The sequence below is a fragment of the Larkinella sp. VNQ87 genome, assembly GCF_049445795.1.
Classification (GTDB): Bacteria; Bacteroidota; Bacteroidia; order Cytophagales; family Spirosomataceae; genus Larkinella.
Window position 1 is genome coordinate 106,262 of record NZ_JBMSDT010000015.1, and the last position, 12,381, is coordinate 118,642.

The window sequence follows — 12,381 nt, forward strand, 5'->3', positions numbered from 1 at the left end:
AAAGGAAGGTACGCTTCACTAGCCGTCAGAAATTTGGCGACATCGTCTTTTCGGAGAATGGTTCGCAGTTCATCAACCTGCTCTTCAAATTTTTTTAACTCGGATTTTTTTTGACATCATCCAGGTAGGCCAGTTTGGAAGATAACCGGGGCGTAAATCCGTAAATTTGGTTAACGAAAGGAACCAGTGAGGCCGAAATGGCTTGCTGTGTAGCAATCAATAGTTTGGTCTTGGGGTCTTTGCGGTCATAACCGCTACCCCATTCGCTTTCGGCCGGGATTGTTAATTCCGGAAAATTCGAGGAGTCGTCGTAGAGCAGCGTGCCAAACTTGTCGTAGACACGGGTATGTAAGGCCACCTGGGCGGTCAGGCCCGGTGCTTTGGGCTGTGACATGGGCATAGCCGTCGGTGTGAAGCCCTGCGTTGGCTTCACCCATTTAAACCGCTGGATAAGCGATACAACGTGAAAATCACCCGTGGAATCGACCTGTGAGAACTTTCCAAACTGAACCCGCATGGGCGACCGGAACACGGTTTTCATCTTTTCTAACTCATCCGATGATAAAAATGAGTCTTTGATACGTTCAGTAACGGAAGCCCGAGCATCAAACGAAATGTTCTGTTGCAGAGTTGGATAAAGCGCCGGGACAGAATGGGTGAAGGACACATCATCGTAGTTGACTTCCTGTGCGGCAACAGAGCCTGCGAAGCAGGCCAGAAGGCAAGCGGATAGAATTCGGTACATGAAAAAAAGTGACGGTAGGTAGAACGAGCGCAAAAAAAGCAATTTGTTTTTGCAATCAAAAGAAACGTTGGTCCAATCTTGAAAAAGAATACGGTTTACCGATTACCGGATGCCTGACTCCAGTAGCTAAGTCGGTCGCCAACGAGAAAAGCCGTCTAAAAAATAACCCGTTCGGCGGTTTTCCAGATGTGTTCGTCGTACTGCAACCCCAGGCCCGGCCGGTCCGGAATCCGCATTTTTCCGTTGGCGATGGTGAGGGCGGGCAAGTACCAACCCGCCGGTTTTTCGTTCAGATTATATACAAATTCCTGTAAACCAAACAGATTCGGACAAACGGCGGCCACTTGCCAGAACGGCCCCAGCAGCGGGTCGGCTTTGGGCGAGTGCGGAGCCAGCGTCTTGCCCGACTGCCGCGCAATCTCGGCCACCTGCAACGTCCGCAAAATCCCGCCGTTGTAGTACACATCGGGTTGCAGCAGGTCGTACACGCCCGTCCGGGCCAGTCGCTGAAACCGGTACAGACTCGTGTCCTGTTCACCACCCGCCAGCACCAGTTTTTTTAGGGCCTGGTTGACGGTTCGGAGCCCTTCTTCATCCTCGAAATTGCACGGTTCCTCAAAAATCGCCACGTTGTAATCCTCCAGAAATTTCCCGGTTTCAATCCCGTCTTTGACCGAATACGAACCGTTGCCATCGGCGTAGATCGTCACGCGGTCGCCCAGTTTTTTCCGAACCAGCGGCACAAACGCCCGGGTTCGCCGGTCGTCTTCGGGGGTGTTGCGCATCCGGCCACCTACTTTGATTTTGACGCCCGTAGCGCCGGTCTGCGCCAGTTTTTGCGCCAGCCGGTCGACCACCACCTCCGCCGGATCGGTGCCCCGGTCGAAATCGGAAATGTAAACGCCGTAGTCGGTGCGAACGGTTTTACCCAGCAGTTGATAAACCGGTTTTTGGGCCAGTTGGCCGAGCAAATCCCAGGTCGCAATCTCAACCGTGCCGATGCAGTTCCAGAGCGGCATTCCGGCGTATTTGTAGTTGCTGTTCAGCCGGTAAGCATTATCGACCAGTGTGGGCAGGTCGCGGGCGTCTTTCCCGACAAAATGGGGCAAAACCAGCCCTTTGAGCAGCGAAACGAGGTGCGCCATCCGGTCGTTGCATTGCGTAACGCCCCGCGTTTCGTTCTCTGCGCTGACCACCAGCAGGAGTTCGCCCTGCGTCCGGAGTAACTCGACCGACCGAATCGGAATGGCCTCGGGAAAGGCGGTTTTTAGATCGGGCAGCGGCCAGACGGGCAACGCGTCCGGGTTGGTTGGGGGAGCGGCCCGCAACGGCCCGGCTATTGCCAGCGTCCCGGCCAGTCCAAGCGTCTGCTGGATGAAGTCAATGCGTTTCATCGGGTTTGAGAGGGTTTTGGAGTTAAATCTGACCGTAAGAAATGCTGGAAAAACGGATAAATTCGTTTATCCGTCCAATCCGTTTTATCTGTTAAATCCGCGTTCCCATCCCTCACTGCTTCTCCAGCTTCTTCAATTCCTTCTGAATGTAGGCTTTCGACAGCCAGTTGGTGCCGATCATGACGCCCTCGATGTGCTGCGTCTGGCTGATGTCCTTCAATGGGTTGCCGCTCAGCAGCACCAGGTCCGAGACGTTGCCGGTTTTGATCGTGCCCGAATCCGGTTTTCCGAAATACGACGCGACATTGACCGTGCCTGTCCGCAGGGTTTCGTAGGGCGTCAGACCCGCGCCGACCAGGTACCGCATTTCGTGGTGAATCGAAAAACCGGGTACGTTGAACACCTGGGGCGCGTCGGAACCGAGCAGAATATCGACGCCGTTTTTCTGGCATTCGTAGAGGATTTTCCGGCGCATCTGAATGTACTTCTCCGCTTTTTCGATCGAAAAATTGGGGTTGTTGTTGTAGTTATTTTTGGTATTTGTCCAGTTGCGCACGTCTTCGGCGCGCATGTACTTCATTTCGGGCGCTTTCACAAATTCGTCGGCCGGGAGCGGGGAGAGCCAGCGTTCCGCCAGGGCTTCCGTGGGCACCACCCGGATGTTTTTTTCGCGCAAACCGTTCACCAGTTTCGGAATGCGGGCGGGGTCGGCGCGGTAACCGATCCAGGAACCGAACAAACCGGCTTCCTGCTCCACGAGCGTGTCGGAACCGGGCGTGATGGCTTCCATGAAACTGTCTAAATGGTCGATGGACGAATACCCCGCGTCGATGGCCATCCAGGCCCCGACGTTGAACGAAACGTGGCCCACGAACGGAATCCCGACTTCTTTGGCGGTTTTGGCAATGGCCGGAAAGGTTTCTTTCGTCAGACCGGGGTGCAGTTTCAGGAAATCATATCCGGCGGCTTTCTGATCGCGCACCATCTTCGCGCCCTGCTCCGGCGATTTAACGGTTTGCCCGCTGAACGACGGCCCGGACGCGTAAAAATGCGGCCCCAGAATGTCACCGCTGTTGATCTTGCTGCGGAGTTCGAGGTGTTTGGGGTGACCCAGCATCCCGCGAATGGTGGTGATGCCATTGGCGAGGTAGAGGATCAGCACCTCTTTCATCGGCTCGATGTCGTCGATGGGCGGCACGTGGGCGTGAATTTCGGCCCAGCCGGGCGTCAGGTATTTGCCCCGGGCATCGATCACCTGCGCGTTCCGGGGATAATTTACTTTGCCATCGGCCCCCATCGCTACGATACGGCCATTTCTCACGACAACGGTCTGGTTTTCCAGGACACGTTCCTGGTCCATCGGGATGACATTCACCGACTTGAACACGATTTCGCGGTCGCGGTTGCTGATGAGGTCCTGGGCAAAAACCGACTGAGTCAGCAGGATGAAGACAAGAGCGAGGAAACTGCGCATGGTCTTGAGAAGGTTAGGGTTTTCGGGGATAGGAGTGGTTCGGCTGGCGTTGCACGGATCTTCCTTTTCTTGCCGCAAGGTCTTCGAAAAAAATTACAAAAGGAAGCATTCTCCGGCTGGTTTTCGCGGAACTGATTGACAAGAAATTTTTTCTGTTTAATTAAAACAATTCTAAATAAATTAATCAAAACCGTTTTAAATAAGCCCCGGCTGCTGTTACTTTGTGCTGTCATCTGTTGACTGCTTCGGCGCAGGTCGGGCGGTTTTCTTCACTTAACCAGACGGTATGAAGCTGTTTATTAAATCCTTCCTCTTTTTGGCCTGTTTCTGCCTGGCAGTCGCGGGCAGTTTTGCCAATAACAACCTGAACGACACGACCCGGGCCTACGCAACCCCGTTGTTGACGAAAACGCCGAAAGGGACCGTGGCGTTGTCGTGGACCGAGAAAGACGCCGACAATGTCATTCATTTTTATTGGGCCGAATCGAAGGACAAAGGCAAAACCTTTGGCGATAAGAGACTGATTTATTCGTCGGCCGGGATTGGTAACTCGCGGCTGATGAAACCCCGGCTGCTGTTCCGGAAAGACGGCTCGGCGGTGGCGGTTTTTGCCCTGCGTGGTGAAGCTCCGGCGGCTTCGACCGATCACAGCAACCACGGCGGTGGGCATCAGGGCCACGGGGAAGCCCCCAAAGCCGCTGTGGGCGGTGGACGGCCCAGCGATTTGCAGATCGTGTACGCCGTCTCGAAAGATCAGGGCACGACCTGGACCAAACCGCAACCGGTGCATCAGGACAAAACGCCGAACGTGGTTCGCGGTTTCTTCGATGCCACGGTGTTGGCCAACGGCGAAATCGGCGTGGCTTACCTGAACGACATTCCGGGCAAAGCCCACCAGCGCGACCTGCGGTTTGTGACGTCCAATGGTGACCAGTTCGGCGCTGAGCAAGTGGTGGATGCGTTCGTTTGCGACTGCTGCCCGATCAGTTTGCTGGTCGATGCGTCGGGAACGCTGAACATGTATTACCGGGAAAACCAGGAGAACATCCGCGATATTTACAAAACCACGTCGAAAGACAACGGCAAGACGTTCTCGCCCGCCGAGCCGCTGTACAAAGACAACTGGCAGGTGAACGGTTGTCCGCACTCCGGCCCCACGTCGGCCACCGGAACCGGCACCAACCTGATTGCCTGGTTCTCCGGCACGAAAGACGCCCCCGGCGTTCGGCTGGTTGATCAGCAGGGCAAGCGGTTGCTGGTGCTCGACGATCCGTCGGCCAAGAGCGCCTTCCTGGTGTCAGGGCCAAAATCGTCGGTGCTGCTGTGGGAACAAAGCCTGGCGTCGGAAAGCGGTCGCCTGTCGACCATCGGTTTTAAAAACATCACAGGCGCGGCTTCCAATCCGACGACGCAGTTTGTGAAAGATTCTCGCAACGCCATGAATGCCAGCGGCATCGTTGTCGACAACCAATTGGTGGTAGCCTATGAGGTCATGAACGAGAACAAGAAAACCGGGGTGGCGCTGGCGCAGATCAAGCTGTAGGAGACAGCCAGGAAAAGAAGTAAAATGTAAAATTTCAAATGATGAATGCTGAATGTAAAAGTGAAAGGGGCTTGGCGCTTCTAAAACACTTTTACATTCAGCATTTCACATTTGAAATTTTACATTAAAAGATAGTCCGCCTTCACGGGCGACCTGCTCTCAGGCGTTGGCCGGTTCAAATCCCGTCGAAACCGTCACGTCTTTCCAGGTTTCGAGGTCATTCCGAACCGCTTCTATTTTTTGATACGCCAAGTCATACGCATCCTGGCCCAGAAACAGGTGCAGGGGCGGGTTGGCTTCCGAAGCGACCCGAATCAGGGCCGCTACGGCTTTTTCGGGATCGCCGGGCTGGTTGCCATTGATCTGCTGCTGGTGAGCCGCCTGCACCTCCCGCACGGTCTGATACGCTTCGATTGGGTTCTGCGGAACCGCCAGGGAACCGGATGTCAGGAATTCGGTCCGGAAATAACCGGGTGAGACGATGGTGACATTGATACCGAATGCTTTCGCTTCGGCGGACAGTGATTCCGAAAATCCTTCGACCGCAAATTTGGTCGCGCAGTAGATGCCAAAACCGGGGAAGGCACCCGTAAAACCGCCGATGGACGAGATGTTGAAGATGTGCCCGGATTGCTGCGCCCGGAGTTGGGGCATCACCTGCCGGATGACGTTCAGCGTACCGAACACATTGACCTCAAAGTTTTCGCGGGCTTCGGCATCGCTCAGCTCTTCCAAACCACCCACCAGCCCGTACCCGGCGTTATTCACCACTACATCGATGCGACCAAACCGGCTGACTGTTTTCTCCACCGCATCGGCTACGCTCGACTCGGTTTTCAGATCGACTGCCAGCGGCAGAAAATCATCGCTGCTGGTGCCGACAGCCCGGCGCAGTTCGTCGGCGTTCCGGGAGGTAGCGGCTACCCGGTAACCGCCGTTCAACAATTGTTTAACCAGAGAGAGTCCCAGGCCTTTCGAGGCTCCGGTGACAAACCATACGTTTTGTGTGTCCATGATCTGTTTGTTTTTGTTGAGACAAAGGTAGACTGGACACGTGGGGTATGCCTTGCAGTTTTCAAACCGATCCTTGCAAAATTCAAACAGTACGGAAAGCCGAGGGCGTCTGGCGGGTGTGTTTCTTGAAGAAATGGTTGAAATGGGCCGGTTCTTCAAAGCCAAGTGTGTAACTAATCTCCGAAATATTCCAGTCGGTGTGTTTTAGGAGCGCTTTGGCTTCGGTAGCGAGTCGCTCGGCGATGTGGTCGGTGGTGGTTTTGCCGGTAGTTTCCCGAATCGAGCGGTTTAGGTGATTGACGTGGACCGCCAGTTGGTCGGCAAAATCCCGCGCCGACCGCAGCCGAAACCGTTGCGAGGGCGACTCAATCGGGAATTGCCGTTCGAGCAGTTCGGTAAAGATGGCCGTCAGCCGCGACTTGGCATCGACCTGGTGGTAAAGCGTTTCGCTCGGCTGCATTTTGAGCGCATAGTGAATCAACTCCATGACGTAATTACGCAGCAGATCGTATTTAAAGGGATAATCCGAGTTGATTTCGTCCAGCATCTTGCCGAACAACTGGCTAAGCTGCGCATTCTGTTCATCGGTGAGCAGGTAGGTGGGTTTTCCGCCGATGGCAAACATGGGCAGTTCGTTGAGGTTGCCCCGAAACCGCTCGGTGAAAAAGGCTTCTGTGAAAATGCAGAAAAAACCGGTCGAATCGTCGGACAGCGGTTCCCAACTGTACGGCACCTGCGGGTTGAAGAAAATCAATGTGGTGCCGTTGGTTTCCAGGCTTTTATCGGCGTAGTGGTACACGTTCCGCCCCCGGATCAGCGTCACTTTGTAAAAGTCCCGGCGGCTGTACTGGATCGGTTCCTGCCCTTCGCCGATGCAGTCTTCCAGCCGAAAGACGTTGAAATGCCCCCGATCCTGCTGGCGGTTGTCGGGGAGCCAATTGATTTTTTTCTGATAAAAATCTTCGAGGGTTTCCGGTTTTTCCATTCGGCAAACTTATGAAATTCAAACGTGGGATTCAAGACGATACCTGCTTCTGCACTATTTCGATAAATTTGTAAGATGGTTTTATCGTAAGATAAACTTGTCTTACGATGCTTTTATCTTAGATTTGGACTTTCAACTTTCTCTGTTCATGAAGCCATATCTACTTTCACCTACCGTTGGTACAATACCACCCGACAAAATAGTAGGGCGCGAAAAAGAACTGGAACGTCTCCGTAAGCTACTTCTAGCGCAAAGCGTGACAATTGAGGAGTTTCGCCGGATGGGCAAAACGCTATTGGTTCAGAAGCTGGAACACATAAGTGTACGAGATAAAGAGCCGAATCAAGTAGTTTACTTCATGCTGCAGGGTGTAAAAGATGTTACCGAGCTAACCGATGTTTTGCTGGATGTGCTACGGAAAAAGGAGTCACTGGGTGGCATCAAGACCGCCTGGAACTTCGTTCGGACACTTTACAACAAAGTAAAACCAGAAGAAGTAACGATTGATGAGGTTACTTTCAAATTACCCGAGTTCAAAACGAAGTGGAAAGACGCTTTGACGGCTTGCATCCGGGACCTGTCCGCCCGAAACCGGAAAAACGACGAAATTCTGACACTGGTGCTGGACGAATTCCCGGTTATGTTGTGGGATTGGTTGCAAAATGATAAGGCACAGGATGCCATTGAGTTGCTGGACTTGTTTCGGAAATTACGGATCGACTTGAAAGAACAAGGGCAAATACGGTTTGTCATTTGTGGTTCTGTGGGGATGCAGGTAGTACTGGATCGGCTTCGGCTCAAGCATAAATACACCGGTGAGCCGTTTAATGATACAAAACCGTTTCGGCTGGATGCAATGCAGGAACATGACGCTTTCTTTTTATGCCAATGTCTGGCCCTTTCCGGTTTTACGTGTGTTGTTGATCCGGAAGTACTCTATCGTCGGATCTGCCGGTTTGCGGAGAATCTGCCCTTTTACATCAATGCGCTTTTTCAGATCATCCAGTCAAATTTTGAAAGTATAATCAGTGAAGAGACCCTGGAAAAATCGGAAGCCATTTTGCTGAATGATCCGGACGAAGCCAAAATATTCAATCAGCTTCATCAGCGAATTGGTATCTACTATGAGCCAGCAAAAGCGGAGCGGATGATTTCAATTTTGAATCACGTATCGAAGCAACCTGGTCTGGTTTCGGAAGAGAATTTGCAGCAACATGTGCCCCATGCCGATCCGGCCGAGATTCTGAATTCGTTGGAAACCTTACGGAGTGAGCAATACCTGATTCGAGCGATTGAAGACGGTGCGCGAAAGTACCAGTTCAAATACAACCTCATCAAGCAGTGGTGGAGACTCAACAAAGCATAGGAACGAAAGGAATCAGTACGTTTCTGAGTTTCGGGGCCAAGAATGTGCAGCCCGATATTCTGGAAAAAATGCTGATTGGTCGCCGGAAGACGGTGGATTTGCTGGAGCAATACGCCCGCGAAATCGCCGGACATGGCGTCAATCACCAGGTGTTCATCGTCGGGCCGCGCGGTTCCGGCAAAACGCATCTGCTGCGCGTTTTGTACCACCGTATCCGCGATCTGGTGCAAAACCGGGCGCTGGTGGTAGCCTATTTTGCGGAGGAAGAGTACGGGATTTCAGGGTATCTCGATTTTCTGATCCGGATCATCAACGCCTTCATGCGCTGGTACGACGCCGACCGGCCCGCGCTGGAAGCCCAGTTGAACATCCTGCGCGAAACACCCGAAAGCCGCCAGGAATACGTGGCCGAAAACCTCATCGGCGAGTACGTGGGCGACAAACCGCTGCTAATCCTGAGCGAAAACTTCGATGACATTCTGGAAAAACTCGATAAAATCGGGCAATCCAAACTGCGGGCCTGGCTGTACCGGCATAACCGCATCAGCATCGTGGCAACTTCGCAAGCCACCAGCCCCGACCTGGGCCGGGAAGACCGCCCGTTTTACGGTTTCTTCTCCACGATTACGTTGAAGAAACTCACGTATGCGGAATCGCTGGAACTGCTGCAAAATCTGGCCGAAATCGAGCAGCGGCCGGTCATGATCGAACACCTGGCCGGACCGGGCCGGGCGCAGGTGCGGGCCATTCACGAATTGGTGAAAGGCAATCACCGGTTGCTGGTGACGTTCTACGAGTTTCTGAAAGCCGACAGTGTCGCGGCCCTCTCGGAGATTTTCATGAAAACCATGAACGATCTCAAGCCGTATTACGAGACGTTTATCCGGTTTTTGCCCGCCCAGCAGCAAAAGATTCTGTACTATCTGGCGCTGGCGAAAACCCCGCAAAAAGGCACTGACATTGGCAAAAACTGCTTCATTGCCACCACGTCGCTCACAAAGCAACTCAGCGAACTCCAGCGCCAGCACCTGATCGACGCCTTGCCCGACCCCATCGACAAACGAAACAAACTCTACGACGTTTCTGAACCTTTACTTCGGATTGCTATCGAAATTGGCGAACAGCGTGAAGGTATTTCGGCTTTGTTTATTGACTTTCTGGCTTTGTATTATTCTCACGATGAGATAAAAGAGCAGAAGTTGCGGTTTGAGGAATTGTATGAAGGTGAGATGGAACCGCTGAAAAAACAGAAATTTCAGTGGGAAGTTGAAGCTAGGGAGAGAGCGTTAAAAATGCAAATGGAGCTAGAAATCACGAATAAAAGCAAAACTGTAAGGGTCCAAGAACTAGTAGCTTTAGGAGATACTTATCGAGATCAAGAAAATTATGCTCTAGCTGTTAAGACTTACCAACAAGCACTTCAGATAGAACCAAATGCCGAATTGGCAATAATGGGTTTAGGGTACACTTATGATAAGCAAGGATATAAAGACCAAGCAATTGCTGCTTTTCAGAATGTTTTCAAGATCAACTCAGAATTTAATTTTGTTTTTTTATTAATAGGAATAAACTATATCGAAGGTGGCAGATACGTTCAAGCAGCTGATGCCTACACCCAATTTATTAAGTTTAATCCAGAAAAAAAGATAGGGTGGATGGGGCTTAGTATATCCCATGCATTCGCAAGAGCATTTATTCAAGCTATTGATGCTCAAAAAAAAGTAATAGAAATAGATGGTGAAAACAATGAAGCGATACAGATATTAGAAAAGAGAATTGTAACCTACCTCCAATCTCAAACCGCCACCGAACCCGAACTCGCTGAGTTAGAAACCTGGCTGCAAAACCGCCCCGGTTTTGAGATCATTTCAACCTACGTCACCATCTATCGCCGGGTCGTGTTCGGCAAAGAAGAGAAGGCGCTGTATGAATTACCCAAAGAGCAGCGCATCTTCTTCGAGCGCGAGATCTTGAAACGGGCAGTGGAGTAGGGAACCGGGCGGAAGTAAGGCGGTGTTTGCTGTCCGGGAGATTTTGCTACCTTTGAATTTTGCAAATTGCCGGGATATGGAAATCACTTCGTTGGAAAAATTTTACCAGGAAACCGCCGGGTTGGTGCCAGAAGGGATCAATCGGGAAATCGGGCATTTCAATGTATTTAAAATTGATGAGGTCAACGCGCGGCTGCGGAAGAATCCGAAAGCCACGATGCCCTACAACCGGCGGGCGTACTACAAAATCAGCCTGATCAACGGCCGAAACCGGGCCGAATACGCCGATAAGGTGATCGAAATCGAGAAGCAGGCCCTGCTGTTTGCAACGCCCAAAATCCCGTATCACTACGTGCCGCAGGACGACGAGCAATCCGGCTTTTTCTGCATTTTTACGGGCGATTTTCTGGTTCAGAGCAAAAGCGGGGTCGTGCTCGACGAACTGCCGATTTTCCATCCCGGCGGCTACCCGGTTTTTCAGCTTTCCGACGAAGCCGTGGAAGAACTGACGTACATTTTCCGGAAGATGTATAAGGAATTGGCGTCGGATTATGCCTATAAATACGATCTGCTGCGCAATTACGTGCTGGAACTGATTCATTATGGACAAAAACTGCAACCGGCTACGGCCCTGCACCCGACGCACAGCGCGTCGGCCCGCGTGACCTCGCTGTTTATCGAACTGCTCGAACGGCAATTTCCGATTGAGTCGCCCCACCAGAAACTCTCGCTTCGGACGGCCAAAGACTACGCCGAGCGGCTGGCTGTTCACGTCAACCACCTCAACAAAGTCCTGAAAGAAACCACCGGCAAAACCACCACCGACCTCATCAGCGGCCGGATTTTGCAGGAAGCCAAAATCCTGCTCAAGCAAACCGACTGGAATATTTCCGAGATTGCGTACTCGCTGGGCTTCGAAGAAGTGGCGCATTTCTCCAACTTTTTCAAGAAACAGACGACGCTGGCTCCGCTGGCTTTCCGGGCTTAGCCTGGTCTGATTTGAATTTTGCAAACCATGGATTGATGCTTGCAAACACCCCGGCCGCCGGGCAGGCTACCTTTGTGTCATCACAAATCACTCAAAGACAACGATGAACACAAGTAAGATTGCTCTGGTAACCGGCGGTAGCCGTGGTCTGGGAAAAAACATGGCGCTGCGCCTGGCCGAAAAAGGAATCGACGTCGTGCTGACCTACAACAGCCAGAAAGACGATGCGCTGGCCGTCGTTTCAGAACTAGAAGCGAAAGGCCGGAAAGCCGCAGCGCTGCAACTCAATACCGGGCAAGTTGGCGAGTTCGACGGTTTTTTTGCCCAACTGAAAACCGTCCTGAACGATACCTTCCAAACCGACCGGTTCGACTTTCTGATCAACAACGCCGGAATTGGCGTTTACGCGCCGTTTGCCGAAACGACCGAGGAGCAGTTCGATGAGTTGATGACCATCCATTTCAAAGGCGTCTACTTTCTGACGCAAAAAGCCCTGCCGCTGCTGAACGATGGGGGCCGCATCATCAACCTCTCGACCGGTTTGGCCCGGTTTGCGACGCCCGGTTATTCGGCCTATGCTTCCATGAAAGGTGCCATCGAAACACTGACCCGCTACCAGGCCAAAGAACTCGGTGCGCGCGGGATTGCCGTTAATGTGGTGGCTCCGGGGGCTATCGAAACCGACTTTGGTGGAGGACACGTCCGGGATAATGCCGAACTGAATCAGGGCATTGCCAGCGTTACGGCGCTGGGCCGGGCCGGATTGCCCGACGACATCGGTGGGGTGGTGGCCTTTCTCTGCACCGAAGAAGCTCGCTGGATCAACGCGCAGCGGATCGAGGTGTCGGGTGGGATGAATTTGTAAATGCGATTTCAGAACC

At 52.5% G+C, this 12,381-nt stretch carries 10 protein-coding genes; 5 read left to right on the forward strand and 5 right to left on the reverse strand.

Annotated elements, in window-relative coordinates; translation table 11 throughout:
• Positions 1-94: 94 nt before the first annotated feature.
• The 3 genes from ACO2Q8_RS23870 to ACO2Q8_RS23880 form a co-directional block, all read right to left on the reverse strand.
• Positions 95-541, reverse strand: coding sequence for a hypothetical protein (locus ACO2Q8_RS23870; protein WP_423347392.1), 447 nt, complete (start codon positions 539-541; stop codon positions 95-97).
• A 359-nt stretch (positions 542-900) separates the two neighbouring features.
• Positions 901-2,139, reverse strand: coding sequence for a mandelate racemase/muconate lactonizing enzyme family protein (locus tag ACO2Q8_RS23875; RefSeq protein WP_423347393.1), 1,239 nt, complete (start codon positions 2,137-2,139; stop codon positions 901-903).
• Between the two features lie 112 nt (positions 2,140-2,251).
• Positions 2,252-3,613 (reverse strand): amidohydrolase family protein, encoded by a 1,362-nt coding sequence (locus tag ACO2Q8_RS23880; protein ID WP_423347394.1) that lies wholly within the window; start codon positions 3,611-3,613, stop codon positions 2,252-2,254.
• A gap of 286 nt (positions 3,614-3,899) precedes the next feature.
• Between ACO2Q8_RS23880 and ACO2Q8_RS23885 the strand changes: the two genes are divergently transcribed.
• Entirely contained in the window at positions 3,900-5,156 is a 1,257-nt protein-coding gene (locus tag ACO2Q8_RS23885; RefSeq protein WP_423347395.1) for a sialidase family protein, read from the forward strand.
• A 159-nt stretch (positions 5,157-5,315) separates the two neighbouring features.
• Here ACO2Q8_RS23885 and ACO2Q8_RS23890 read toward each other — a convergent pair whose 3' ends face one another.
• Together ACO2Q8_RS23890 and ACO2Q8_RS23895 are read right to left on the reverse strand one after the other, a co-directional pair.
• Positions 5,316-6,170, reverse strand: coding sequence for an oxidoreductase (locus tag ACO2Q8_RS23890; protein ID WP_423347396.1), 855 nt, complete (start codon positions 6,168-6,170; stop codon positions 5,316-5,318).
• A gap of 82 nt (positions 6,171-6,252) precedes the next feature.
• Positions 6,253-7,155 (reverse strand): helix-turn-helix domain-containing protein, encoded by a 903-nt coding sequence (locus ACO2Q8_RS23895; protein ID WP_423347397.1) that lies wholly within the window; start codon positions 7,153-7,155, stop codon positions 6,253-6,255.
• A gap of 358 nt (positions 7,156-7,513) precedes the next feature.
• Between ACO2Q8_RS23895 and ACO2Q8_RS23900 the strand changes: the two genes are divergently transcribed.
• The 4 genes from ACO2Q8_RS23900 to ACO2Q8_RS23915 all read left to right on the forward strand — a co-directional run bounded on the left by ACO2Q8_RS23900 (position 7,514) and on the right by ACO2Q8_RS23915 (position 12,365).
• Positions 7,514-8,521 (forward strand): hypothetical protein, encoded by a 1,008-nt coding sequence (locus ACO2Q8_RS23900; protein ID WP_423347398.1) that lies wholly within the window; start codon positions 7,514-7,516, stop codon positions 8,519-8,521.
• A complete protein-coding gene (locus ACO2Q8_RS23905; protein WP_423347399.1) occupies positions 8,500-10,512 on the forward strand; it encodes a tetratricopeptide repeat protein in 2,013 nt (670 codons plus the stop codon). Before ACO2Q8_RS23900 ends, ACO2Q8_RS23905 begins: the two co-directional genes overlap by 22 nt.
• Before the next feature lie 76 nt (positions 10,513-10,588).
• Positions 10,589-11,500, forward strand: a complete 912-nt coding sequence (locus ACO2Q8_RS23910; protein ID WP_423347400.1) for a helix-turn-helix domain-containing protein — start codon at positions 10,589-10,591, stop codon at positions 11,498-11,500.
• A gap of 103 nt (positions 11,501-11,603) precedes the next feature.
• Complete coding sequence (locus tag ACO2Q8_RS23915; protein ID WP_423347401.1) at positions 11,604-12,365, forward strand: SDR family oxidoreductase; 762 nt, start codon at positions 11,604-11,606, stop codon at positions 12,363-12,365.
• The last annotated feature ends 16 nt before the right edge of the window (positions 12,366-12,381 follow it).